This window comes from Bacillus sp. FSL R7-0166 (assembly GCF_038008935.1).
GTDB lineage: Bacteria > Bacillota > Bacilli > Bacillales > Bacillaceae > Bacillus > Bacillus altitudinis.
Map to the genome: position 1 here is coordinate 508,629 of NZ_JBBPAC010000001.1, position 24,377 is coordinate 533,005.

Here is a 24,377-nt window from a genome sequence, read left to right on the forward strand (position 1 = left end):
GGTGAGGGAGTTGATTTTTTATGAAGAGGCTATTGAAGAACCTGACATTTCAGGTCATTGCAGCTGTCATTATCGGGATCATTGTTGGGATGGTTTGGCCAAACGTCGGAAAAGAAATGAAGCCGCTTGGTGACACATTTATTAATGCAGTGAAAATGGTCATTGCACCCATTATTTTCTTAACCATTGTTCTTGGAATTGCCAAGATGGGGGATATGAAAAAGGTTGGAAAAGTTGGGGGAAAAGCTTTTATCTATTTTGAAGTTGTGACGACGCTTGCGCTTGTCATCGGACTGTTTGTGGTCAATATCATGAAGCCGGGAGCGGGTCTTGACTATAGTAAGCTTGAAAAAGGGGATGTCTCGCAATATACCCAAAATGGGGGACAGGGTATCGACTGGATGGAGTTTGTCACACACATTGTGCCATCTAACATGGTAGATGCCTTTGCAAAGGGAGATATTTTACAGGTCTTATTCTTCTCTATTTTATTCGGTGTTGCGCTCGCTGCACTTGGCGAGAAGGGGAAAGGCATCATCGAATGGCTTGATAAGCTGTCGCTTGTCTTCTTTAAAATCATTGGTTACATTATGCGTGCCGCGCCATTAGGGGCATTTGGAGCAATGGCTTATACAATCGGACACTTCGGTTTAGCTTCAATTAAACCACTGGCTAGTCTGATGCTTTCCGTTTATATGACGATGTTCCTGTTTATTTTCGTCGTGCTGAACATCATTTGTAAAATGTATGGCTTCAGCCTGTTCGGTTACCTCCGTTTTATCAAAGATGAAATTTTAATTGTTCTTGGCACAAGTTCTTCGGAATCTGTCTTGCCAAGAATGATGGATAAAATGGAACGCTACGGGTGCTCTAAGTCGGTTGTTGGGCTTGTCATTCCGACAGGCTATTCCTTTAACTTAGATGGTACTTCAATCTACTTGTCCATGGCCGTGGTCTTCTTAGCGCAAGTGTTTGGGGTGGACCTATCCATCGGACAGCAAATCACGATTATCCTTGTTCTGATGCTCACATCAAAAGGAGCAGCTGGAGTCACAGGAAGCGGATTTATCGTGCTAGCTTCTACACTTGCTGCACTTCAGGTTATCCCGCTAGAAGGTCTTGCACTGCTATTAGGGGTCGACCGTTTCATGAGTGAAGGAAGAGCGATTACGAACCTGATTGGAAATGGAATTGCTACAATTGTTGTAGCGAAAAGTGAAGGGGAATTTGACGAAGCGAAGAGTAAAACAGCGCTACAGGAAATGCGAAATATCAAGCAGGCTGTTTAGTATAAAAACAACCAAAAACCGAAACCTTATGTTCTACATGGGGTTCGGTTTTTTCTTGTGTAAAAAAAGAAAAAACATAAAAGCTTGATAAATTTAGGACGAATCGTAAGACCTCATTGACCTTTTGTTATATAATTTACAGAAAGATCCGATATAATGAATATGAGATCCAACGAAAAATAGACTTTAGTCCTGGCAGGTGTGTAACGTATGGCGGCATTTTTTAAATTGTTCGAAAAACCTGGTGTCAAGAGGTTTTCAGTATTTGTAGTATTAGCCACAGCATTATATCTATTAAGAGGAATGATGAATTTAATTCTCCTGACCTTCATTTTCACCTTTTTAATGAACCGGTTAGAAGAGGTCATAAGAGGCTTTTTAAATCGCTTCCTGAAAATAGGACAGAAATCAGTCATCACCATTTTGTACATCCTTCTAGCTGGTGGATTGACGTTTGGCGGCTTTGTGTTTGTGCCCATCATCGCGAAACAGGTGGAACAGTTATTTCATTTAGGGAAAAAGATTGCAGATCATCCACAAGATTTACCCTTCTTTGACGTCGTCACCAATGTGTTCGGAGATTTCAAAATATCTTCTTTCTTCGAGAAAGGGTTTAATTTCCTCTATACATACTTAACAGATTTCAGCACGTTCAGTATCCAGGTCATTATGTCCTTAATATTAAGCATGTTCTTCCTGTTCGAAAAGGAACGCCTCATTCAATTCATGAATAAGTTCAAAACGAGTAAAATCTCCGTATTCTATCATGAAATTGCCTTCTTTGGACGTAAGTTTTCCAGAACATTTGGTAAGGTACTTGAAGCACAGTTCATCATTGCAACAGTTAACTGTGTCTTAACGACAATTGCGCTTGGCATTATGGGCTTCCCGCAATTATTTGGATTAGCGGTCATGGTCTTCTTGTTAGGTTTAATTCCGGTAGCGGGTGTGGTCATCTCCCTCGTTCCACTCAGCATCATTGCGTATACACTTGGAGGCGGAATGTACGTCCTATATATTGTGCTGGTGATTGTGATCATCCATGCCATTGAAGCCTACTTCTTAAATCCGAAGCTCATGTCAGCTAAAACAGAGCTCCCTATTTTCTTCACGTTTATTGTCCTGATCTTTTCTGAACACTATATTGGCATTTGGGGACTGATTATCGGCATCCCAATCTTTGTGTTTATCTTAGATATCTTAGAGGTCACGAATAAGGAAGAAAGTAATTAAAAAGTTCATATGAACCTGTTTACAATTTTCTAAAAATAAGGTATAAATAGTATGAAAATATCATATTACCACACGCTTAATCCTTCTAAAGGAATGGGGGACCCAAGTTTTTGGGGTGAATTTTTCTTATTTTAAGAAAAAAGGACATCTCTTCGTCCTAACCCGTCAGCTAACCTCATCAGCGTGAAGAGAGTAGACAGTGGTACACGTATGGACACGCAGGCCCACGAGAAGACTCTCTCGTGGGCCTTTTTGATGAGGAAGGGGAGATTTTATTGAAGCTTGCGACGAAAATTATTATTGCTTTAATTGTAGGTGCAATCACAGGACTACTGCTCAACATTTTTGCTCCAAATGTATTCAAAGTGTTAGACCCTTATCTATTTACACCTCTAGGTCAAATCTTCTTAAACCTGATTAAAATGTTAGTTGTACCGATTGTCTTCTTTTCGATCACACTAGGTGTAGCAGGCCTTGGCGATCCGAAAAAACTTGGCAGAATCGGCGTAAAAACCATTACTTACTTTCTACTCACTACGACTTTTGCCATCATTATTGGCATTTCATTGGCCTTACTTATTAAGCCAGGCACATTTGGCAATTTTGATACGAAAGCGGCAGAATATTCCGCTGAGGAAGCCCCATCAATGGCAGACACACTACTCAATATTATTCCAACCAATCCAGTCCAATCTCTAGTTGAAGGAAATATGCTTCAAATTATCGTCTTCTGTGTATTTTTAGGTCTTGGCATTGCCTTGCTCGGTAAAAAAACAGAAGGTTTGCTGAAGCTGTTTGAACAAGGAAATGAATTAATGATGTATCTTGTCGGTGTTGTGATGAAATTCGCACCGTACGGGACATTCGGTTTGATCGCAACGGCAATTGGCAGTCAGGGGCTCGATGCCATGAAAGCGATGGGACTTTACTTCTCAGTCGTCTTAATTGCGCTGATCTTGCATTTCTTCCTGACCTATGGGTCAACCGTTGCCCTATTAGCTAAACGAAATCCAATGGCATTCTTCAAAGGATTTTCTCCAGCGATGGTTGTGGCATTTAGTACATCAAGCAGTAACGCAGTACTGCCAGTATCAATGGAAACAGCTCAAAAGCGTTTGAAGGTGCCAGAACCTATTTCAAGCTTTGTGCAGCCGCTAGGTGCGACCATTAATATGGATGGTACAGCGATCATGCAAGGGGTTGCGACTATTTTTATCGCACAAGTGTATGGAGTTGAATTAACCCTTGTTCAAATGCTGACAGTTGTCTTAACAGCAGTACTAGCAAGTATTGGCACAGCAGGTGTCCCAGGGGTAGGGCTCATCATGCTAGCCATGGTTTTAAATTCCGTGAATCTTCCTGTTGAGGGCATTGCGCTGATCCTTGGCATAGACCGCTTATTAGACATGGCAAGAACCGTGGTCAATATTACAGGTGACGCAGCATGTGCGGTGATTGTTTCTGAAACCGAAAAGAAACATGAGAAGGAAGCACCAACACCTAATTTATCACTTTAACAACAAGAAGGGCTGACTGGATCAGCCCTTTTTTTCGTGGAACGGCTTGTCTAGCGTGATATACTTTTTACAGGATGAGCGGCCGTAACTGCCGCCATAGGTTTTACATTAGAAGGAGGAACCACTTTGCAGTCTGCTGTTTTACACATAGAGAACGTCGATAAACAAATTGGCCGGCATCAAATTTTGCAACATATTTCGATGGACATTAGGCAAGGGGAAATTGTCGGTTTACTTGGACCAAATGGGTCTGGAAAAACGACCTTGATTCGATTGATCGTTGGCTTGATGAAAAAAAACAACGGCCGGATCATCATAAATGGATATTCTCAAGATGATGATCATCAAAAGGCGATGTCATCTGTTGGGGCGATCATAGAAAATCCGGAATTTTATTCATATTTAACAGGTTTTGAAAACCTTGAGCTGTATGCGTCTATGCATGATGGAGTTTCAGAAGAGCGCATTCTTGAAGTGGTAAAAAGAGTTCGTCTGGAGCACGCCATTCACCAGAAGGTCAAAACGTATTCACTAGGGATGAAACAAAGGCTCGGGATTGCACAAGCCATTTTGCATAAGCCCAATCTGCTCATTTTAGATGAACCAACAAATGGGCTTGATCCCGCAGGAATGAAGGAGTTTCGAGAGCACTTGCAAATGCTTGTACAAGAAGAAGGTGTCTCTGTGTTATTTGCTACACATCTTTTGCATGAAGTAGAAGAGCTTTGTGACCGCATGATCATCATCCAAAAAGGACAAATCAAAGCCAATACAAACCTTCGAGACATGGAAGGAAAAGAGCAGGTGTTGATGAATATTCAGCCAGTAGAAAAGGCAGTTTCATGGCTAGATACGCAAGGATATACATATGAACAAAGGGATCAGCATGTGCTGGTTCAACTGAATAAAGACCGTGTGCCGGAGCTGAATAAACAGCTTGTCTTAGCAGAATTTGATGTACTTGAAATGACGCCTCAAAAACAATCAATTGAAGAGGCCTTTATGAAATGGACGGAAGGTGGGACGGCAGATGCTTCAACTCATCAAGAATGAACATAAAAAAATCACGAGACAAAAGATCACATTCATTGCACTTGGACTGATTGTTGTCTTTCAATTGACGATGGCGCTAGCATTGAAACGAGTCATTTCCGGGCTTGGCGGGCAAGATACAGTCGCGAACTATTTTGCTTATTCCACGAATGTTGTGTTTATTTTACAAGTGTTCGCTGTCGTGATTGGCGCCACATTGATCTCAACAGAGTTTCAAAAAAGAACCATCAAGTTCTTGTTGATCCGGCCAAAGACAAGGCTTCATATTTTCTTGGCAAAATACATCACTCTTGTGCTGATGGTCCTTTACCTGTTTGTTTTTTATTATGTGTTCGCTTTTCTTTTTGGCCTTATTTTCTTTGGTACTGATTTTGATGAAAGCACTGGGCGATTATTTCTGCACACATTTGCTGTGATTGGATCACAGTGGGTGGAAGTGGTCATGATGGCAAGCTTTGCTTTTCTGTGCTCAAGTTTGTTTAGAAACAGTCTGATTGCACTTGTGACTTCATTTTTCGTCTTATACGCGGCGAAATCATTAGTGTCGATCATGTCTCTGTTAGAAAATCAGTGGGGGAAGATTCTACTTTTCGCTAATACGGACTTTACACAATACAGTTTTCAAGGTCCGCCGCTCTTTCAGGGCATGAGCCCTCTGTTTTCACTATTCATTGTAGGGGCGCATTTCGTTTTCTTTGTTGGTGCTGCTTGGCTCCTTTTTTGGAAGCGTGATGTAAATGTGTAAAAATTGTGTCAAATAACAAGAAAAATTCGTGACATCTTTGTGAAAACGAGTCTGTATTTCACGATAACCGGCTGATTTTGTCTTATAATAAGACAGAGTCATGGAGGTGGCACTATCGTGAAAAATTTTATTACGGCTTTACCTATTTTGTTGCTGTTGTCGTTTTCGTTTGTGTCTTTTGCCTTCCAGTTTGATCATCTTGTTTATTTCAGACTAGCGCTAGGGATCTTTTCATTAGCGGGTCTTTTCTTTCTGTATACACTTAAAAGAAACATGAAATGGTTCATGGTCTATTTATATGCGAGCTGGATCGTTCTTGCTGCCGTTACGACATTTGAAGAACCCGTGTTTTCACAATTCTTCTTCGGTGGTTTAACGATGACAATGGGTTATCTAACATATATGCTCATCTATTTAGGAATGAAACAAGACCGTGTAGCGAAATCACATTAAAACAAAAGCCGATAAAATCGAAGAATAGATTTTATCGGCTTTTTCTTTTCTTCAGGCAAATAAAAAAGCAGCCATCTATTTGACTGCTCTTCTTGTGTTTATGATTCACGTCCAGCAGCGGCAAGCTGCTTCTGGTGCTTTTTGTCGATGGTTGCGTATATACTTTCCATCATCTTAGGGTCTCGCATGATCGCTTCCTTGTTTTCTTCAATCAATTGCTGATACGTTTTGATTTTCTTCTTAGACATGTAACTCAACGCTCCTTTGGTAGAATGGATTCTATAAGATTTCACACAGATGAAATTGATAATCATTTTCAATTAGCAACTCCATTATACAAAGCAGAATGTCATAAGTAAAGATTCAATTCAGAAAATTCACGTAACCGACATATTCCCATCCATATCGACGATGAATTCTTTCCCAGGAAATAATCCGCTGTCAAACCTTGTCATGAAATCAGATCAAACATTCCCTGCCGATGTTGAAACGTTTTAGCCGCACATCTCGTCTTATGAAGAGATTTGATTTAAAAGGATATAAAAAAAGACACCAGCATGAGTTGGCTGATGTCTCCATTCAAATGAGTTATGAAACGTGTTCTTGAAGAAACTCTGTTACTTCTTCAGGTGATTTAGCGTTGGCACTGTGTAAATGACCTGTTTTTTCGCCATTTTTGAAAATTAACAGGCTAGGAATTCCCATGACCTGATACGTTTCCGCTAACTCAGGAAAGTCGTCTTTGTTTATTTCAAACCATTCATTCTGAGCATAAGCCTCTAAGATGTCTGGAATGAACATGTCCATTCTAGTGCAATCAGGGCACCATGTCGCAAAGAATTTAACGATGACCTCTTTGTCTGATTGAATGATTTCGTTGAATTGTTCAGTGCTTGTAATTTTTTTCAATTTGTCACAACTCCTTTTCAATGTCATTTTGTCATTTTAATATAAAATAAAGGCGAATGACATACAAATGCTCGGGGGGGCGCTTACAATCTTTACAAATCATTTCAATTCCGTAACAACAAAAATTAATTAGAGCATTTTTGCTTGAAAGTGATAAGATAGTAAAGATGAATTTTAGTGGGGGGAGTATCCATTGAAAATAAGTTTAGGATTGGTTTACGGCGGAAAGTCAGCCGAACATAATGTATCACTGCAAACAGCCCTTGCAGTTACAAAAGCACTTAACACTGAGAAGTTCGATATACATCCAATTTATATTACAGAAGAGGGCGAATGGCTAAGAGGAGAAAAACTCACTGAACCAGTATCAAACGTCAAAATGCTTCAATTTGAACAAAATGCAAAGACGTTTTTACCAACTTCTTTAAATGAAAGCATGTTTCCACAGCCTGCAGCAGCTGATGAAAAGATTGATGTTGTCTTTCCATTGCTACATGGGCCAAATGGTGAAGATGGGACCATGCAAGGGTTACTTGAACTATTGAATATCCCGTATGTTGGTAACGGCGTTCTCGCGTCTGCTGCGGGTATGGATAAAGTCATGATGAAAGATGTGTTTGCTCAAGCTGGACTTGCGCAGGCAAAGCACCTTTCCTTCAATAAAAAGGATTATGAGAAAGCCATATCAGACAGTCTAGAACAGGTAGAAGCAGTTCTCGGGTATCCTTGTTTTGTGAAACCTGCCAACATGGGATCAAGTGTCGGAATTAGTAAATGCCGCAGCAAAGAAGAGCTGCAAACAGCATTTGATTTGGCTTTCCAATATGATCGTCGTGTTGTTGTGGAAGAAGGCGTTGTAGGACGAGAAATTGAAATTGGTGTATTAGGAAATGACGAGCCGAAATGCTCAGTTGTTGGTGAAATTGCACCTAAAACAGATTTTTATGACTACAAAGCAAAATATGAAGATGGCGATACAGATTTGATCATTCCTGCGAGTGTGTCAGAGGAAGAGTACAAGACGATTCATGATATGGCGATTAAGGCATTTAAAGCCATTGATGGATCTGGCCTCGTACGTGCAGATTTCTTCCTAACAGAAGAAGGCGAAGTGCTGATCAATGAAGTGAATACAATGCCAGGGTTCACACCTTTTAGTATGTTCCCGCTGCTTTGGAAACATACTGGTGTAGAGTATCCTGAGCTGATTGAGAAGCTGGTGTCACTTGCAATTGAGCGCCATCAAGAAAAACAAACCATTAAAACCACTTTTTAATGTAAGAAGCAAGCAGACACTATCCTACAGGTAGTGTCTCTTTTCCTTCAAACGTGAAATGAGAAAGAGAGGCGAAAAAACATGATCAAACGTACAGTGAAACAAGTCGCCCAAATGGCTGGTGGCACATTATCGAATGAAGCTTTTGGCGAAGAACAGATACACGGAGTGACAACAGATACACGAAAAGTATCAAAAGGCGCACTATTTATCCCGCTTATCGGGGAACATTTTAACGGTCACACTTTTGCTTCAAAAGCAGTGGAGCTTGGAGCGGCAGCGGTTCTTTGGAATGAAACAGAAGCGAACCCACCATCCGGTGTACCTGTCATTCTTGTAGAGGATACTCTGACAGCACTCCAACAGCTTGCGAAATCATACTTAAAAGAGGAAAACCCTCGAGTTGTCGGTATTACTGGAAGTAATGGCAAAACAACGACGAAAGACATGATCCATTCTGTCCTACAAACGACATACAGAGTCCATAAAACAGATGGCAACTTTAATAATCATATTGGACTTCCACTGACCATCCTTGCAATGCCAGAAAAAACAGAGATTGCTGTATTAGAGATGGGCATGAGTGCAAAAGGAGAAATCGAATTTTTATCTAATCTCGCTGAACCTGATGCAGCTGTCATCACCAATATTGGAGAATCTCATATGCAGGATCTAGGATCAAGAGAAGCCATTGCAGATGCAAAATGTGAGATCACAAAAGGGTTAAAAGAGGATGGGACTTTTTATTATTTAGGAGACGAGCCTTTACTCCGCCAAAGAGCAAATGCCCTTGCACGTAGCGTAAAAACATTTGGGGAATCAGAGGACTGTGATATCAAGGTGATTCACATCCACCAACTCGCTGAAGGCACTGAATTTCAAGTGGAGGGATATGCTCAAGGGTTTCTCATTCCTGTATTAGGGAAACACAATGTAAAGAATGCTCTTGCAGCTATTGCAATCGGCCAGCATTTCGGTCTGAATGAAAGGCAAATTGCCCAAGGGCTAATGCAAACGAAATTGACAGGCATGCGTTTAGAACTGTTTAAAACAGATAAGGGCATCACGGTTATCAACGATGCGTATAATGCGAGTCCTACGTCGATGAAGGCAGCGATTGATCTTGTAGGAGATATGGATGGCTTTGCTAACCGCATACTCGTTCTCGGAGATATGCTGGAGATGGGCAGTGAAGAAGAAACCTATCATTTTGAAGTAGGGGAGTACATCAAGCCTGAGTTTATTGATCATGTTTTAACGTTTGGCCGTCTTGGCGCATTCATTGCTGAAGGAGCAAAGAAAGCATTTGGAGACGACCGTGTATCTTCTTATATGGACAAAGAAGAACTGAAGAAAAAACTAGCGGATGTGGCAGGACCTGACGATGTCGTTCTGGTCAAAGCTTCCCGTGGCATGAGATTGGAAGACGTGATTACTGCACTATAAATCAGATCGGCAAAGAAGGTGACAGGGTGATTGGCTGTCTATGTATACACGGTTTTACTGGTGCCCCGTATGAAGTAGAGCCGCTTGCGGAATATTTAAAGCAGACGACAGATTGGACGGTACAATCTGTCACGCTTCCGGGGCATGGGGAGGAACTTCAGCTCAAAGGCATTCTCTATCAGGAGTGGATTGCCACCGCTGAATTAGAACTCTTATCCCTTTACCGAACATGTGACACCATTTATTTGGTCGGCTTTTCTATGGGCGGGATGATTGCCTCATATTTAGCAGCGAAGTATCCAGTGGCCCGTCTTGTTCTGTTAAGTGCTGCTGCTAAATATGTTAACCCAAAACAAATGATTCAAGACACAAGGCAGATGGTGAAGGAATCCTTGTCTGGTTTGATTGATACGAACCCATTGTATGATCGATATCGTCATAAGCTGAAGAGTACACCGCTATCAGCTGCTGTAGAATTTATGAAATTGGTGAAGCAAACGAAAGGTTCTCTTGAAAAGCTTCATCTACCTGTCTTGATCGTTCAAGGTGAAAGCGATGGGATCGTCCCCGCTTCTAGTGCAGAATTCATTTATCATAAAATCCCGTCCCGTCAGAAAGAAATGTTCTATTTACCGGATTGTAAACATCACGTTTGTCATGAGCCTTGTGCACAGCAATTGTTTGAGAAAGTCGAACAATTTCTAAAAAAACAATTTAATCTATAGAAAAGCTAAAATGTGGCTAAACTAATATAAATTGAATCCCACTTGTTAAAATTTGCATCATTTTTGTCGAATGAGTGACAGGCCTATGTTACAATAGGTAAGAAAAGGTGGTCGATTCGGTTGTTTCAATATGACGGAAAAACCTTTGTCCCGCAGTCTAATTCGAGCAATGGGGAAGTATCGGAAGGAACCATATTTCAATATCGTCAGGACGGGAATATTTTAACGGGCACATATCAAGGCGGCAGTATTCAATCTGGCGTACTTGTAGGAACTGTGAATAAAGACGGAGCACTTCATTTTAGATATCATCATGTAAGTAAGGATGGCAGCATGAGAAGCGGTTCATGTCATTCCACCCCTAAGCAGCTGGATAACGGGAAAATCCAACTGTTTGAAAAGTGGAAATGGATGGACGGAGATCAAAGTGAAGGTGAATCAGTCATTGTCGAGCAGTAGATATATCCATTTCTGTCTTGTTGAAAAACAAATAGTGTAATGGTAAGATATAATGTAGGGTAATTCGGGCTTTGTATATAATGGACCTGTCCTTTCATACAAAGGGCAGTTTTTAATGATCATTCACGAGATTACTGAAACAGCAATTAGAAGGAGTTTGAATAAATTGACTATAACGTTTCAAGATTTTCAATTAAGCGAAAGTCTCATGAAAGCTATTAACCGCATGGGATTTGAAGAAGCAACACCGATTCAAGCAGAAACGATTCCTCTCGGTCTTCAGAATAAAGATGTCATCGGACAAGCACAAACAGGAACAGGAAAAACTGCAGCATTTGGTATTCCTCTTGTAGAAAAAATCGATCCAGCGTCTCCTAACATCCAAGCGATCATCATTGCGCCAACAAGAGAATTAGCGATTCAAGTATCTGAAGAGCTATACAAAATCGGCCAAGACAAGCGTGCACGTGTACTTCCAATTTACGGTGGACAAGATATCGGCCGTCAAATCCGTTCGCTCAAGAAAAATCCTCATATCATTGTAGGAACTCCAGGACGTTTACTTGATCACATTAATCGTCGCACAATGCGTCTTCAAAATGTTGAAACAGTCGTGCTTGATGAAGCAGACGAAATGCTCAACATGGGTTTCATCGAAGACATTGAAGCGATCCTTTCAAATGTACCAAGTGAACACCAAACACTTTTATTCTCTGCGACAATGCCTGCACCAATTAAGCGTATTGCAGAGCGTTTCATGACAAACCCAGAACATGTAAAAGTAAAAGCGAAAGAAATGACTGTATCTAACATCCAGCAGTTCTACTTGGATATTCACGAGCGTAAGAAGTTCGATACATTGACTCGTCTTCTTGACATTCAATCACCAGAGCTTTCAATTGTTTTCGGCCGTACAAAGCGCCGCGTTGACGAATTGACTGAAGCATTAAACCTTAGAGGTTATACAGCTGAAGGAATTCATGGTGACTTGACTCAGGCGAAACGTATGGTTGCGCTTCGTAAATTTAAAGAAGGTTCAATCGATGTGCTTGTCGCAACAGACGTTGCAGCACGTGGACTTGATATCTCAGGTGTTACACATGTGTATAACTTCGACGTACCACAAGATCCAGAAAGCTATGTACACCGTATTGGACGTACAGGCCGTGCTGGACGTACAGGTATGGCGATGACATTCATCACACCACGTGAAAAAGATATGCTTCGTGCGATTGAGCAAACGACTAAGCGTAAAATGGATCGTATGAAAGAACCAACTCTAGACGAGGCAATTGAAGGACAACAACAAGTCACAGTTGACCGTCTACGCACAATCATTAGTGAAAACAACTTGAACTTCTACATGACAGCAGCTGCTGAATTGTTAGAAGATCATGATTCTGTTACAGTGGTTGCGGCTGCCATCAAAATGATGACAAAAGAGCCGGATGCAACGCCTGTTCGTTTGACAGATGAAGCACCAATGATTTCAAAACGCAATCGTAACAACCGCAGCTCTTCTAAACGCAGAGACGGCGGCGGTGGTGGCGGCTATCGCGGAAAAAGCCGTTCATCTTACGGTGATAAAAAGCGTTCTTCAAATGACCGCAATCGTTCTTCTAACGATCGTCGTCAAAAGAAATCTTATAACAACTAATTCAAAAGCGAATCCTTTGCAGGGTTCGCTTTTTTTAACAGTCCTAATGAAACTTTTTAGGCTTTCTTTCGTAATATATTGATAGAAAAGTAAGAGAATGGGGGAAGAATGTGAGAAAACAGCCGCAACGTCAAATCAGCTTAAATGGATTAAAAGTATGGCGTCTTCAAAATGGAATTATCTCATTGATTTTCTTATTCATCATCATTGGGGTATTTGTAGCTAGTTATTATTTTCAATGGCCATATTGGATTGGAGCCATCCTCATCGGTTTGTGGATTTTACAGGTCATCTTCGGAATCTGGCTCATACCGAAAATCCGCCATCACATCTGGCGCTATGAAGTATTTGAGAACGAAATTGAAATACAGCACGGATTGATTCGTGTCACACGTGTCATTGTGCCAATGGTACGTGTTCAGCATGTGGATACATCTCAAGGGCCGCTTTTAAGGCGCTACCGGTTGGCATCTGTTCAAATTTCTACGGCTGCGACAGTGCATGATATTCCGGCACTGGAATTAGAAGAGGCAGATGAGCTTCGCGATTACATATCTCGATTAGCAAGGGTGACGGAAGATGATGTCTGAACCAAAACGTGTACATCCAATCTCGATGTTCATTGATTTTATATCAGATGCCGTATCCATGATCAAAAACTTCATTATCCCTTTTTTCGTGCTTATTTTTGTTAACTCGAATTCAAGTATTCGTTTTTATGCGTTCATTATTCTTGGGGTGCTTCTTTTATGGAAAGCTGTTTCAACCGTTTTAGCATGGAGACGATTCACCTACCGAATGGAAGACGATGAATTTCGAGTAGAATCAGGTGTCATCACCAAAAAGAAAAAGTATATCTCGTTAGAACGAATTCAAACGGTGAATACAAGTGAAGGCATCTTCCAGCGGATTTTCGGTTTGGTTCGGGTGCAAATCGAAACGGCAGGCGGGACGGATGGACCTGAAGTGAGCCTGACGGCCATTACAAAAGCAGAAGCTGAGCAACTAAAGCAATCGATTTTCAACCGGAAGAAAAGCTTGCAACAAGAAGAAATGATTGATGAAAATTTAGATTTCCCTGATTCTCTGACAGCGCAACAGCCTGTAGAAAAAGAAATCAGTGTTTCCTACCGAATGGGTATACCAGAGCTGCTTTTGGCTGCGACCACTTCAAGCGGAATCGGCGTCATTATTTCTGGGTGTCTCGCCATTTACACACAAATAGATGAAATTCTACCTTTGGACGGATTCCTTAAACGGTTTTCTTTTTTAAGTCATGCGAGTGTTGAGATTTATGCGATTCTCATATTTATTGCCGTATTGATTGCGTGGATTCTTAGTGTTGGGGTAACAGCCCTTCAATATGCGAATTTTACCGCAAAACGAAAAGGGAAAGACATCATCATCACAAGAGGACTCATCGAAAGGCATCAAATGACCATTCCGCTTGCGAGAATTCAAGCAGTGAAAATCAAAGAAAATATTCTGCGTGAACCATTTGGTTTTGCGACGGTCATGCTTGTCAGCGCAGGAGGTTCCATTACAGAAAAAGAGACCTCTTCTGTCTTATTTCCACTCATACGGAAGAAAAAAATCAATGAATTGTTAACGCAATTTACAGATCAATATCAGCTGGCACCAGAAAGTGATTTGAAAAAAGTGCCGAAGCGTTCACTGAAACGTTATCTGATATCTTACGGATTTGTTCCATTACTTGTAGGTATAATCCTTTCTGTACGTTTTCCACCATGGGGGTATTTGGCGCTGATTCCATTACCATTTGCCTTGTTCTTTGGGTATTTAGCCTATAAACAATCAGGATATGTGATCAAAGATCAACTAATTCAATTAACGACAAGAGGTATCGGCAAGACCACCGGAATTGTTTTAAGAAAACGAATGCAAAACTATACGATGACCCAATCCTATTTTCAAAAGAAAGGGCGGGTGGCAAGTATTCACACCTTTGTGAAGTCCTCTGCCTTGCTTGATTCCTTTGGTGTGCATCACCTTGAAGAGGAAGATGCTGAACGTGTATGCGATTGGTATTCCTATGAAACGAATCAATCAACTTAAACAAAAAATGTCGATCAGCTCCCGTTAAACGGAGTGATCGACATTTTTTATGAGCTTAATAGCGTCGTTTTTTTGAATGGAAGAATAGAGTGATCGGTGCTAGGATCATGCCGCCTATCAATCCAAATAAGTGGGCCATGATGTTGATGTTCGAGTTGACGAACGTCATAATAACAGAGACGCCGAGAATCGTTAAGATCACCTGAGAATTACCACGGTCCATCATATGCGGTTTAAATAGGACAAGATAAAGATAGACGCCAAATAAACCAAATATCGCACCAGAAGCCCCGACATGTACGTACTCTAAAGGCTCCACCCAATAGGTTCCGAGATTGCCAATGAATCCAGCACCCAGATAAATCACAAGAAATCGAACCTTTCCAAGCAAATACTCAAGTGCTGGAGCGAATAGGAAGAGCGACATGGAATTGAACAGAATATGTGTCAGACTTCCGTGAAGAAAAATAGGCGTTAAAAGCCGCCACCATTCTCCTGCTGCAACACCATAATTAAAACCAACGAGATGGTCCTGCCCAAGCTGGATCATTGGAATAGGGATCGCAAATAAAAGCCATAGGCCGATTTGCAAAGCAAGGATCGCTGTTACGATTGGATACGATCTAATAAATTGTTGAAAGCTCTCCGTTCGAATAAACATAACAAACCCCTTTTGACTAGATAATGGTAAGTTTATAGTAACACGTTTATGAAGCGAACATCCAAATTAGTACGAGTATCATAGGAGGTACCTCATGATTAAAGGAATCGGTATGGATATTGTAGAGATCGGCCGGCTGTCACGAGTTCTTAGCAGGCAGCCCCGTTTACCAGAACGAATTTTGACTTTACGTGAACAGGAAGTCTTTCACACACTAAGTGAAAAGAGACAGCTGGAGTTTCTGGCAGGGCGTTTTGCGGCGAAAGAAGCATTCGCAAAAGCATACGGTACGGGAATTGGTCAGTATATAAGCTTTCACGACATCGAGATACAAAAAGATGCGAACGGAAAACCCCTCATCAAAAGTGAGAAAACAAAAGAAGACTACGTTCATGTATCCATTACACACACAAAAGAATATGCTGCAGCACAAGTTTTAATTGAAAGGTTGTCAAGCTAGTCTGCATATTGTTTGTCCCCCCTTCATATATTGGGTAGTGCGATAAGGAAGGGCGAGTTGCTAACAGGCTTTGATGGTTCGCGGTACGCAGTTAACTCTTGAGGCGTACTGTTAAAGTCAAACAAGCGGTTTCTTCCTTTTAACACAATTAACGAAGGGGTTGAAAAGGGTGAGAAAAAGCTTTGTTTTGCTTGTAACGGGGATCCTTTTTGTATTGATTCTCTCCGCATGCGGTCAAAAATCTCAACAAGATATCGTTGGAGATTTAAACAAAAAGGCAGAGGAAATGACATCATACAAAGCCAAAGCAAAAATGACCATTGAGACAGGAAATGATCCGCAGGAATACCATGTGGAAATTTGGTACAAGAAGCCGGAGCTTTACCGTGTCTATTTAGAAAATCCGAAGAAGGATCAGAGTCAAGTCATTTTAAGAAATGGCAATGGTGTATTTGTGCTGACACCTTCATTAAACAAAAGCTTCCGCTTCCATAGTGATTGGCCGAACAACAGCAGTCAGGTGTATTTATTTGAATCACTTGTGAAAGACATTAAAAATGACAGTGCAGCTCAGTTCAAAGCAAAAGAGTCGAAGTACGTTTTTGAAACAAAAACCAACTATCAGCACAACCAAATGCTGCCGACCCAAGAGATTACCTTTCATAAAAAAACAATGGCGCCTGCTAGTGTGAAAGTACTGGATAGCGATAAAAAGCCAATGGTGAAAGTAGAATTCTCTCACTTTGAATTCAACAAATCCTTTGACAAAGACGCCTTTGATGAGAAGAAAAATATGACACTTTCTCAAATGGATGTTGCCACAAGCGCAGATCCATCTGACAGCTTTGCTGTGAAAACGCCTGTGGATATGCCAGAGGGCGTGAAGAAAATGGAAGAGAAAGAAATGACAACAGATGCTGGAAAGCGGTATGTGATGACGTATGGCGGAAAGAAATCCTTCACGCTCATTCAGGAAAAAGCGCGGGTAGCAGAAGCGTCTACGCCTGTGACGATGAATGGCGAGCCAGTCGATCTTGGCATGACAGTGGGTGTTCTGACAGACAAATCTCTTTCTTGGACATCTGATGGAGTTGACTACTTAATTTCTTCAAGTGATTTATCGAAAGAAGAACTCTTAATGGTCGCCAAAAGTGTAGAAGGACAGTCAGCGAAATAGGCGAGATTCTTAACATAACAACAAATCAGCCCTGTGCAGGGGCTGATTTTCTTTGAGTTGTTTCACATTATTCTGGATTTTTAGTATCATAATGAAGTATTGAATCATTCAATAGGGAAGTGTGATGAATGGACACAAATGCCTTTTATAGAGACACATGGGCAGAAATTGATTTAACAGCAATCAAGCATAATGTTTCACATATGAAAGACCATATTGGTCAAAGCGTCCAACTAATGGCTGTTGTGAAAGCCAATGCATATGGACATGGAGATATAGAAGTGGCAAGAGCTGCCCTCGAAGCAGGAGCAGACCTGTTAGCCGTCGCTTTTTTAGATGAAGCCATTTCTTTAAGAAATAAAGGCATCAAAGCCCCGATTCTTGTGCTCGGCGCAGTACCGTCAGAGTATGTCAAAGTCGCCGTTAGATACAACGTTATCATGACCGCTTACTCGATCGATTGGCTGAGAGAAGTCGTCAAAGTGATGAAAGGGCAGATGGGACAACCCATTCGTTTCCACTTGAAAATCGACAGCGGCATGAATCGGTTAGGTGTGAAAACAATCGAGCAGGTGAGCGAAGTAAAAGAGCTTGTCCACGATCATTCTTTTTTACAGCTGGAAGGCGTATTTACTCACTTTGCCACAGCGGATGAAAAAGATGAAAACTACTTCGGTATGCAGGTTGATACGTTTAAAACATTGCTTCAACCGCTTCATACGGACAAACTGCTCATTCATTGCGCCAACAGTGCAGCAGGTCTAAGGTTTAAAGACACTTTATTCAATATGGTTCGTTTTGGCATCAGTATGTACGGGCTGTCGCCGTCGGAAGAAATCAAAGATGAATTGCCGTTTCAACTGGAAGAAGCATTATCTCTTCATACAAAACTTGCACATGTAAAGCCCATTCAAAAGGGTGAGAGCGTGAGCTATGGTGCAACTTATACAGCGAATCAAGATACATGGATTGGTACGATTCCAATCGGGTATGCAGACGGCTGGATCAGGAAGCTTGCCGGAACAGAAGTGCTCGTTGGCGGAAAACGCCGAAAGATTGCTGGACGGGTGTGTATGGATCAATTCATGGTTGATTTGAAAAAGGATATTCCGGCAGGGGAGCCAGTCGTGCTCATCGGCACACAAGGCGAAGACAGGATATCTGTCGATGAAATAGCCAAACGGCTTGAAACCATTAACTACGAAATCACTTGTTCTGTTGGCTACCGCGTCCCAAGAGTCTATATAGAGGACGGCGAAAGGGTTCATGTACGTAATCCGCTGCTTCAAGGCGGGCCAAGCTTTTTATAAACAGCATCCACGGGAACGATGTTCAAACTGACATCGTTCTCTTTTATTCTACAAAGGCATCATAAACATTCTCCCTTTTTTAGAGATTTTGGAAATACCGTATGATTTTCGGAAAAAAGCGTATAATGGGAAAGAGGAACTCCATTATCATCTTGATTTACGGGTGGCGAGCCGCTTCATGTTCTAATAAGAAATCATGAAAAAACAGCTTTGCTTGTGCATTGAATAATGGTATGATTAGTCTTGGAATGGATCGAAACGGTATCCGTAAGTTTTGTGGAGGTGTATGTTTTTTGTCTGAATCCAGCGCAACAAACGAAATGAAGATTCGACTGCCGGAGGCTTTAATGTCTGAGATCGAACGAGTAGCAGAGCAGGATAAGGTAACAAGAAATGAATTGATCTACCGAGCGACAAAAACGTATATTCGTGAACGTAATATTCGACAAAATCGTGAATCGATGAGACGCGGCTACATGGAGATGGCGAAAATTAATCTGAATATCTCTTCAGAGGCACAATACGCAGAATTTGAGGCTGAGAATACAGTTGAGCGATTAGTCAGCGGGGGTTAAACATTTGATTGTTAAACGCGGTGATGTTTACTTTGCTGATTTATCTCCTGTTGTTGGCTCCGAGCAGGGCGGGGTTCGCCCGGTATTGGTGATTCAAAATGACATTGGAAATCGCTTCAGCCCGACTGCTATCGTTGCAGCCATAACAGCCCAAATACAAAAAGCGAAATTACCGACTCACGTCGAAATTAATGCAAAGCGCTACGGCTTTGAACGAGATTCTGTCATTCTTTTGGAACAAATTCGTACAATCGATAAACAAAGATTGACAGATAAAATCACACATCTTGATGATGAGATGATGGAGAAGGTTGATGAAGCCTTACAAGTTAGTTTGGCTCTTATTGATTTTTAATATGGTGATACTTGGTTGCTCTATTGGGAGCAACTTTTTTTGTGTTCAATTTTTTTTAACGTTATAATGAAGAAAGACTAAAGAAGAGCTTTAAATGTAAGTAGGGGGTAAAACATGTCGAATCATATCGTGTTAGCTTTTGCAAGAAAGCACCAAAAGGAATTAGAAAAAGAGTGGACGGACATTTTAAAACGACTCGGAGAAAAAGAAACGGACATGATGCTGAACGACAAAATGTATGAAACCATCTGTTCGGAATATGTTCAACTCATCATTACATCTCTTTCAGAGGGGGATCATGAGGATTTTGAAGAAAAAGTGCAAAATTTTGCTTTAAAAATTGTTCAAATGGGTATATCACTTAAGTTACTGGCAAACGGTCTAACAGAAATCCGTACACATTTATATGAAAAAATGAACGATGACAAAGATACAACACAAGAAAGTCATGACCTCATCTGGCAAATCGATCGATTCATCACACCCATCCATAATGAGATCTTAAACCAGTATTCCATCTCATGGGAAAAAACCGTCAGCCTTCAAAAAATTGCGCTGCAGGAACTATCTGCCCCGCTAATCCCAGTATTTGAGCACATCACCGTCATGCCACTTGTTGGAACAATTGATACAGATCGTGCGAAAAAAATTATGGAGAACCTGCTCAATGGTGTCGTCAAACATCGCTCACAGGTCGTCTTAATTGATATCACGGGTGTACCTGTCGTGGACACAATGGTGGCCCACCATATCATTCAAGCGTCAGAGGCTGTGAGATTAGTAGGAGCGAAGTGTTTACTTGTCGGTATTCGCCCAGAAATAGCCCAAACAATCGTTAACCTTGGAATTGATTTATCTCAGGTTACAACAAAGAATACCCTTCAAAAAGGAATTCAAACTGCTTTGGAAATGACAAATCGAAAAATTGTTTCATTGGAGGGATAACCAATTGAGAAATCACCCGAAGATTCCAATCTTAAAATTATATAATTGTCTTCTGATTTCAATACAGTGGGAGCTTGATGATCAAACAGCTCTTCACTTTCAAGAAGACTTACTGAATAAAATTCATGAAACAGGAGCAAACGGTGTGGTCATTGACTTAACATCCGTCGATATGATTGATTCATTTATCGCAAAGGTATTAGGCGATGTGATCACCATGTCCAAGCTCATGGGGGCAAAAGTTGTATTAACAGGAATACAGCCGGCAGTCGCTGTGACGCTTATTGAACTTGGCATTTCACTGGAAGAAATTCAGACAGCACTAGATCTTGAACAAGGGCTTGAGACACTGAAGCGGGAATTGGGGGAATAGATATGAAAGACCAATCCTGTGTAAAAATATTGACGGAATGGGACATAGTCGCAGCAAGACAATTGGGGCGCAATGTTGCAAAAGAACTTGGTTTTGGAACAGTTGACCAAGCAAGAATTACGACGGCCATTTCAGAATTAGCTCGTAACATCTATTTATACGCTGGTAAAGGTCAGATTTGTATAGAAGAAGTGATGGAGCGCGGAAAGCGTGGACTCAAAGTCATCGCAGCCGATGAGGGGCCTGGCATCATGGATATACGTAAAGTAATGGAAGACGGATTTTCTACATCAGGCGGACTCGGAGCAGGCTTGCCGGGCGTCAGAAGACTGATGGATGAATTTAAATTAGATTCCGCACCAGAACAAGGAACTGAGATACAAGCTGTCAAGTGGCTTCGCTAGGAGGGAAACCATGGATTTTAAGGAGGTAATGGAGCAGCGGTATCATCAGCTGCTCAGTCGTTATATCAGTGATTTAACTGAAACATCGCTTTATCAAGCTCAAAAATTTAGCCGTAAAACCATTGAGCATCAAATACCTCCTGAAGAAATAGTGAGTGTTCACCGAAAAGTGATTCAGGAGCTTTACCCTGATTTGCCGGAAGATGTCTTTCATTCACTAGACTTCTTAATTGAAGTCATGATTGGATACGGACTTGCCTACCAGGAGCATTTAACACTAAGAGGCATCCAGCAAGAAATTAAGTCGGAAATTGAAATTGCTGCAAATGTTCAGCAAACCCTTCTGGAAACGAAAATTCCAGAAGGAGACACATTTGATATCGGAGCCATCAGTGTGCCGGCAAAACAGATGAGTGGGGATTATTACCATTTCGTAACAGATCACGATACAATCAATATCGCGATTGCAGACGTCATTGGGAAAGGCATTCCAGCTGCGCTCTGTATGTCGATGATTAAGTATGCGATGGATTCCTTGCCAGAGTCAGGCAGCGGTCCAACGAAAGTGCTCAAAACCCTTAATCGTGTGGTCGAGCAAAACGTAGACCCAAGCATGTTTATCACCATGTTTTATGGCAGCTATAATAAAGAAACACATGAATTTAAGTACGCATCGGCTGGACATGAGCCGGGCTTTTTCTATTGCAAAAAAGAGAATCAATTTTACGATTTAGATGCAAAAGGTCTTGTCCTTGGAATCGCACCAGACTTTGATTACAGGGAGTATGAGCAGCATTTGGACGTAGGAGATATGGTGATCTTATTTTCAGATGGGGTCACCGAATCCAAGTCAGAGGACGGCTTCTTAGAGCGCGAAGATATCAAAGCGCTCATAGCAGAGCATCTTTCCTATTCAGCACAGGAAATGGTCGACGCTATCTATGCAAGCTTACTCAAATTACAAGATTTTCAGCTTCACGATGACTTTACTTTACTTGTCCTTAAAAGAAAGGTTTAGAAAGTGAATATGCGGGTATATAAAACTTTAGGAAACAAGAATTTCGAGGTGAATGCATAATGAATATGTCTGTAAAAGAGCATCAAATAGATCATAAGACGAAAATTAGTGTCAGCGGAGAAATCGATGTGTACTCTGCTCCTGAGCTGAGAGAAACCCTTATGCCCAAAGCAGAGAAAGGAGAGCATCTTGACATTTGTCTGAAAGATGTTACTTACATGGATAGTACAGGTTTAGGTGTGTTTGTTGGGCTGTTCAAAGCGGCTCAAAAAGCAGGAGGATCATTAAAGCTTGAGAACTTGTCGGATCGGCTTGTCAGATTGTTTGAAATCACTGGACTAAAGGACATCATTGACATTTCTGCAAAGTCAGAGGGTGGGGTACAATGAACGAATCAGTAGATCTAATCGAGATGAAAATACCGGCGAAACCAGAATACGTAGGCATCATTCGTCTGACTCTTTCAGGCGTTGCAAGCCGAATGGGCTATGCCTACGAAGAGATTGAGGACTTGAAAATTGCCGTCAGTGAGGCATGTACTAATGCAGTTCAGCATGCCTATAAAGGTGCAGATGGCGAAGATGGAGAGGTAGCGGTTCGCTTTCTTGTCTATGAAGATCGTCTAGAAATCATTGTCGCTGATAAAGGCGGTAGCTTTGACTTTAAGCAAAAGCAGGAAGACCTAGGGCCGTACACATCTGCTCATACGGTGGATCAATTGGCAGAAGGAGGTCTTGGTTTATACTTAATGCAAACATTGATGGATGAAGTCGAGGTGCAAGCAAACTCCGGAGTTACCGTGGCGATGACAAAGTTTTTAAACAGGGAGCGAGTTGACCATGACACAACCATCCAAAACTATGAAACTAACTAAAGATGAAGTGGATCGCCTCATTCAAAGCTATCAATCCAACCATGACGAGCAGGCGCAGCTAACACTAGTTGAGTGTTATACAAATCTTGTGGATATGCTCGCGAAGAAATACTCCAAAGGAAAAAGCTTTCATGAGGATTTAAGACAAGTTGGAATGATTGGTCTACTCGGCGCAATTAAGCGTTATGATCCACTTGTCGGTAAATCATTTGAGGCATTTGCCATTCCAACCATTATCGGGGAAATCAAACGCTTTTTACGTGATAAAACATGGAGTGTCCATGTACCAAGACGAATTAAAGAGCTTGGACCAAGAATCAAGATGGCAGTTGATCACCTGACAACGGAAACGCAAAAGTCACCTAAAGTACAAGAAATCGCAGAATATCTAGATGTAACAGAAGAAGAAGTTCTTGAAACAATGGAGATGGGCAAAAGCTATCAAGCGCTGTCTGTTGACCAAGGCGTAGAGGCTGATTCTGAAGGAAGCACTGTGACGATTTTAGACGTCGTCGGCTCACAAGAAGAAGGGTACGAACGTGTAAACCAAAAAATGATGCTTGAAAGTGTGCTTCACGTTCTGACAGATAGAGAAAAAGAAATTATCAATCTCACGTATTTGCAAAATAAAAGCCAGAAAGAAACAGGCGATTTACTCGGCATATCTCAAATGCATGTATCAAGGCTGCAGCGGAAGGCAGTTAAAAAGCTACGAGATGCATTGTCAGAAGATGCGTCTATGGAGCTAGGGTAATGAAGCAGATCGAACAGCATGAGCATGTAAACGCCATTATCTATCAATCGAACAAAGAAGGAAAATCATGCTGCGGGGACAGTTTTTTTATTAAAGCAGATGATGAAGAACTAATTTGTGCTGTAGCAGACGGATTAGGCAGCGGCCAGTTCGCCAATGAATCATCTTCTTTAGTCAGCGAAATTGTCGAAGAATATGGACATGAGGATGTAACAACCCTCATTGATAGATGCAATCAGGCCATGAAAAATAAACGTGGGGCCACTGTAGCCATATTAAAGGTGAATTTTTCCCAGCAGCAGTTTACCTATTGTTCGGTTGGCAATATTCGATTTATCTTGAATGCACCTTCTGGCGACTATATTTATCCACTTCCGACATCAGGATATCTATCAGGTAAACCTAGAAAATACAAAACATACACCTATTCCTACGAAAAAGGATCGACATTCATTATGTATTCCGACGGACTGAATGTGCCAAACATGCGAATGTGTTTAAAGCATAGCCATTCAGTTGCAGACATCGCCAAACAACTTGAAACATACACACAAGACAAGAAGGACGATCTCACCTATGTACTTGGTCAGCTTACATGAAATAGCTGACCTTTTTTCTGTTTTGCCGGTTTTT

General features: G+C 41.3%; 29 protein-coding genes and 1 riboswitch. Of the genes, 26 read left to right on the plus strand and 3 right to left on the minus strand.

Features of this window, described 5'->3' with window-relative positions; genetic code table 11:
* The first annotated feature begins 20 nt into the window (after positions 1 to 20).
* The 6 genes from dctP to NST01_RS02480 all read left to right on the plus strand — a co-directional run bounded on the left by dctP (position 21) and on the right by NST01_RS02480 (position 6,290).
* Entirely contained in the window at positions 21 to 1,289 is a 1,269-nt protein-coding gene (dctP, locus tag NST01_RS02455) for a C4-dicarboxylate transporter DctP (protein ID WP_007496516.1), read from the plus strand.
* A gap of 210 nt (positions 1,290 to 1,499) precedes the next feature.
* A complete protein-coding gene (locus NST01_RS02460) occupies positions 1,500 to 2,522 on the plus strand; it encodes an AI-2E family transporter (protein WP_007496515.1) in 1,023 nt (340 codons plus the stop codon).
* Positions 2,523 to 2,585: 63 nt separating this feature from the next.
* A riboswitch (cyclic di-AMP (ydaO/yuaA leader) is annotated at positions 2,586 to 2,720 on the plus strand.
* 77 nt (positions 2,721 to 2,797) lie between these two features.
* A complete protein-coding gene (locus NST01_RS02465; RefSeq protein WP_026050049.1) occupies positions 2,798 to 4,039 on the plus strand; it encodes a dicarboxylate/amino acid:cation symporter in 1,242 nt (413 codons plus the stop codon).
* A gap of 126 nt (positions 4,040 to 4,165) precedes the next feature.
* Positions 4,166 to 5,092, plus strand: coding sequence for an ABC transporter ATP-binding protein (locus tag NST01_RS02470; RefSeq protein WP_035390386.1), 927 nt, complete (start codon positions 4,166 to 4,168; stop codon positions 5,090 to 5,092).
* Positions 5,070 to 5,837, plus strand: coding sequence for an ABC transporter permease (locus tag NST01_RS02475; protein WP_046342723.1), 768 nt, complete (start codon positions 5,070 to 5,072; stop codon positions 5,835 to 5,837). Before NST01_RS02470 ends, NST01_RS02475 begins: the two co-directional genes overlap by 23 nt.
* Positions 5,838 to 5,954: 117 nt before the next feature.
* Positions 5,955 to 6,290, plus strand: coding sequence for a hypothetical protein (locus NST01_RS02480; protein WP_017366657.1), 336 nt, complete (start codon positions 5,955 to 5,957; stop codon positions 6,288 to 6,290).
* A 98-nt stretch (positions 6,291 to 6,388) separates the two neighbouring features.
* Here the strand turns inward: NST01_RS02480 and fbpB are convergent, their stop codons facing one another.
* Positions 6,389 to 6,538 carry a Fur-regulated basic protein FbpB gene (gene fbpB / locus NST01_RS02485; protein ID WP_017366658.1) on the minus strand — a complete coding sequence of 50 codons (150 nt, stop codon included), beginning with the start codon at positions 6,536 to 6,538 and terminating at the stop codon, positions 6,389 to 6,391.
* 340 nt (positions 6,539 to 6,878) lie between these two features.
* The gene (locus NST01_RS02490; RefSeq protein WP_008346934.1) at positions 6,879 to 7,199 is read right to left on the minus strand and encodes a thioredoxin family protein; all 321 of its coding nucleotides are present in this window, start codon (positions 7,197 to 7,199) and stop codon (positions 6,879 to 6,881) included.
* Between the two features lie 193 nt (positions 7,200 to 7,392).
* On the opposite strand from NST01_RS02490, the gene NST01_RS02495 reads away from it, so the two are divergent.
* The 7 genes from NST01_RS02495 to NST01_RS02525 all read left to right on the plus strand — a co-directional run bounded on the left by NST01_RS02495 (position 7,393) and on the right by NST01_RS02525 (position 14,838).
* On the plus strand, positions 7,393 to 8,475 hold the full coding sequence (locus tag NST01_RS02495) for a D-alanine--D-alanine ligase (protein ID WP_007496503.1): 1,083 nt from the start codon (positions 7,393 to 7,395) through the stop codon (positions 8,473 to 8,475).
* Between the two features lie 81 nt (positions 8,476 to 8,556).
* Entirely contained in the window at positions 8,557 to 9,921 is a 1,365-nt protein-coding gene (locus NST01_RS02500; protein WP_025206792.1) for a UDP-N-acetylmuramoyl-tripeptide--D-alanyl-D-alanine ligase, read from the plus strand.
* 26 nt (positions 9,922 to 9,947) lie between these two features.
* Positions 9,948 to 10,646 carry an alpha/beta hydrolase gene (locus NST01_RS02505; RefSeq protein WP_017366660.1) on the plus strand — a complete coding sequence of 233 codons (699 nt, stop codon included), beginning with the start codon at positions 9,948 to 9,950 and terminating at the stop codon, positions 10,644 to 10,646.
* A gap of 120 nt (positions 10,647 to 10,766) precedes the next feature.
* Complete coding sequence (locus NST01_RS02510; protein ID WP_017366661.1) at positions 10,767 to 11,105, plus strand: hypothetical protein; 339 nt, start codon at positions 10,767 to 10,769, stop codon at positions 11,103 to 11,105.
* Between the two features lie 166 nt (positions 11,106 to 11,271).
* Positions 11,272 to 12,762, plus strand: a complete 1,491-nt coding sequence (gene cshA / locus NST01_RS02515) for a degradosome RNA helicase CshA (RefSeq protein WP_017358400.1) — start codon at positions 11,272 to 11,274, stop codon at positions 12,760 to 12,762.
* Positions 12,763 to 12,872: 110 nt separating this feature from the next.
* The gene (locus tag NST01_RS02520) at positions 12,873 to 13,352 is read left to right on the plus strand and encodes a PH domain-containing protein (protein ID WP_008346922.1); all 480 of its coding nucleotides are present in this window, start codon (positions 12,873 to 12,875) and stop codon (positions 13,350 to 13,352) included.
* Positions 13,342 to 14,838, plus strand: coding sequence for a PH domain-containing protein (locus NST01_RS02525; RefSeq protein WP_206114208.1), 1,497 nt, complete (start codon positions 13,342 to 13,344; stop codon positions 14,836 to 14,838). The genes NST01_RS02520 and NST01_RS02525 overlap by 11 nt, the downstream gene beginning before the upstream one ends.
* Positions 14,839 to 14,893: 55 nt before the next feature.
* Here NST01_RS02525 and NST01_RS02530 read toward each other — a convergent pair whose 3' ends face one another.
* On the minus strand, positions 14,894 to 15,499 hold the full coding sequence (locus NST01_RS02530) for a rhomboid family intramembrane serine protease (protein ID WP_007496491.1): 606 nt from the start codon (positions 15,497 to 15,499) through the stop codon (positions 14,894 to 14,896).
* A 94-nt stretch (positions 15,500 to 15,593) separates the two neighbouring features.
* On the opposite strand from NST01_RS02530, the gene acpS reads away from it, so the two are divergent.
* The 13 genes from acpS (at position 15,594) to NST01_RS02595 (ending at position 24,343) form a co-directional block, all read left to right on the plus strand.
* Positions 15,594 to 15,959 carry a holo-ACP synthase gene (acpS, locus tag NST01_RS02535; RefSeq protein ID WP_017358398.1) on the plus strand — a complete coding sequence of 122 codons (366 nt, stop codon included), beginning with the start codon at positions 15,594 to 15,596 and terminating at the stop codon, positions 15,957 to 15,959.
* A 160-nt stretch (positions 15,960 to 16,119) separates the two neighbouring features.
* Complete coding sequence (locus NST01_RS02540; RefSeq protein WP_007496489.1) at positions 16,120 to 17,136, plus strand: outer membrane lipoprotein-sorting protein; 1,017 nt, start codon at positions 16,120 to 16,122, stop codon at positions 17,134 to 17,136.
* Between the two features lie 128 nt (positions 17,137 to 17,264).
* Positions 17,265 to 18,446: an alanine racemase gene (gene alr, locus NST01_RS02545; protein ID WP_144741116.1), complete on the plus strand. Its 1,182-nt coding sequence runs from the start codon at positions 17,265 to 17,267 to the stop codon at positions 18,444 to 18,446.
* Between the two features lie 293 nt (positions 18,447 to 18,739).
* Complete coding sequence (locus tag NST01_RS02550; RefSeq protein WP_003214273.1) at positions 18,740 to 19,021, plus strand: hypothetical protein; 282 nt, start codon at positions 18,740 to 18,742, stop codon at positions 19,019 to 19,021.
* Between the two features lie 4 nt (positions 19,022 to 19,025).
* Positions 19,026 to 19,376 carry a type II toxin-antitoxin system endoribonuclease NdoA gene (gene ndoA, locus NST01_RS02555; protein ID WP_003214169.1) on the plus strand — a complete coding sequence of 117 codons (351 nt, stop codon included), beginning with the start codon at positions 19,026 to 19,028 and terminating at the stop codon, positions 19,374 to 19,376.
* A 114-nt stretch (positions 19,377 to 19,490) separates the two neighbouring features.
* Positions 19,491 to 20,321, plus strand: coding sequence for an RsbT co-antagonist protein RsbRA (locus NST01_RS02560; RefSeq protein WP_007496484.1), 831 nt, complete (start codon positions 19,491 to 19,493; stop codon positions 20,319 to 20,321).
* 4 nt (positions 20,322 to 20,325) lie between these two features.
* Positions 20,326 to 20,694, plus strand: a complete 369-nt coding sequence (rsbS, locus tag NST01_RS02565; RefSeq protein WP_003214235.1) for an RsbT antagonist protein RsbS — start codon at positions 20,326 to 20,328, stop codon at positions 20,692 to 20,694.
* A gap of 2 nt (positions 20,695 to 20,696) precedes the next feature.
* A complete protein-coding gene (locus NST01_RS02570; RefSeq protein ID WP_003214085.1) occupies positions 20,697 to 21,098 on the plus strand; it encodes an anti-sigma regulatory factor in 402 nt (133 codons plus the stop codon).
* 10 nt (positions 21,099 to 21,108) lie between these two features.
* Positions 21,109 to 22,116 carry a PP2C family protein-serine/threonine phosphatase gene (locus tag NST01_RS02575; RefSeq protein ID WP_008346904.1) on the plus strand — a complete coding sequence of 336 codons (1,008 nt, stop codon included), beginning with the start codon at positions 21,109 to 21,111 and terminating at the stop codon, positions 22,114 to 22,116.
* Between the two features lie 59 nt (positions 22,117 to 22,175).
* A complete protein-coding gene (locus NST01_RS02580; RefSeq protein ID WP_008346902.1) occupies positions 22,176 to 22,505 on the plus strand; it encodes an anti-sigma factor antagonist in 330 nt (109 codons plus the stop codon).
* Positions 22,502 to 22,990 carry an anti-sigma B factor RsbW gene (gene rsbW, locus NST01_RS02585; RefSeq protein ID WP_007496471.1) on the plus strand — a complete coding sequence of 163 codons (489 nt, stop codon included), beginning with the start codon at positions 22,502 to 22,504 and terminating at the stop codon, positions 22,988 to 22,990. The genes NST01_RS02580 and rsbW overlap by 4 nt, the downstream gene beginning before the upstream one ends.
* Positions 22,956 to 23,744 carry an RNA polymerase sigma factor SigB gene (gene sigB / locus NST01_RS02590; protein WP_025206796.1) on the plus strand — a complete coding sequence of 263 codons (789 nt, stop codon included), beginning with the start codon at positions 22,956 to 22,958 and terminating at the stop codon, positions 23,742 to 23,744. The genes rsbW and sigB overlap by 35 nt, the downstream gene beginning before the upstream one ends.
* Positions 23,744 to 24,343: a PP2C family serine/threonine-protein phosphatase gene (locus NST01_RS02595; protein ID WP_008346897.1), complete on the plus strand. Its 600-nt coding sequence runs from the start codon at positions 23,744 to 23,746 to the stop codon at positions 24,341 to 24,343. The genes sigB and NST01_RS02595 overlap by 1 nt, the downstream gene beginning before the upstream one ends.
* Positions 24,344 to 24,377: the final 34 nt, after the last annotated feature.

Excerpts from the sequence above, each read along its gene's own strand:
- NST01_RS02530 (WP_007496491.1), bottom strand. The coding sequence starts at position 15,499 with ATGTTTATTCGAACGGAGAGCTTTCAACAATTTATTAGATCGTATCCA.
- dctP (WP_007496516.1), top strand. The coding sequence starts at position 21 with ATGAAGAGGCTATTGAAGAACCTGACATTTCAGGTCATTGCAGCTGTC.
- acpS (WP_017358398.1), top strand. The coding sequence starts at position 15,594 with ATGATTAAAGGAATCGGTATGGATATTGTAGAGATCGGCCGGCTGTCA.
- NST01_RS02560 (WP_007496484.1), top strand. The coding sequence starts at position 19,491 with ATGTCGAATCATATCGTGTTAGCTTTTGCAAGAAAGCACCAAAAGGAA.
- NST01_RS02580 (WP_008346902.1), top strand. The coding sequence starts at position 22,176 with ATGAATATGTCTGTAAAAGAGCATCAAATAGATCATAAGACGAAAATT.
- NST01_RS02475 (WP_046342723.1), top strand. The coding sequence starts at position 5,070 with ATGCTTCAACTCATCAAGAATGAACATAAAAAAATCACGAGACAAAAG.
- NST01_RS02575 (WP_008346904.1), top strand. The coding sequence starts at position 21,109 with ATGGATTTTAAGGAGGTAATGGAGCAGCGGTATCATCAGCTGCTCAGT.
- rsbW (WP_007496471.1), top strand. The coding sequence starts at position 22,502 with ATGAACGAATCAGTAGATCTAATCGAGATGAAAATACCGGCGAAACCA.
- alr (WP_144741116.1), top strand. The coding sequence starts at position 17,265 with ATGGACACAAATGCCTTTTATAGAGACACATGGGCAGAAATTGATTTA.
- NST01_RS02525 (WP_206114208.1), top strand. The coding sequence starts at position 13,342 with ATGATGTCTGAACCAAAACGTGTACATCCAATCTCGATGTTCATTGAT.
- NST01_RS02595 (WP_008346897.1), top strand. The coding sequence starts at position 23,744 with ATGAAGCAGATCGAACAGCATGAGCATGTAAACGCCATTATCTATCAA.
- NST01_RS02570 (WP_003214085.1), top strand. The coding sequence starts at position 20,697 with ATGAAAGACCAATCCTGTGTAAAAATATTGACGGAATGGGACATAGTC.
- NST01_RS02460 (WP_007496515.1), top strand. The coding sequence starts at position 1,500 with ATGGCGGCATTTTTTAAATTGTTCGAAAAACCTGGTGTCAAGAGGTTT.
- sigB (WP_025206796.1), top strand. The coding sequence starts at position 22,956 with ATGACACAACCATCCAAAACTATGAAACTAACTAAAGATGAAGTGGAT.
- NST01_RS02500 (WP_025206792.1), top strand. The coding sequence starts at position 8,557 with ATGATCAAACGTACAGTGAAACAAGTCGCCCAAATGGCTGGTGGCACA.
- fbpB (WP_017366658.1), bottom strand. The coding sequence starts at position 6,538 with ATGTCTAAGAAGAAAATCAAAACGTATCAGCAATTGATTGAAGAAAAC.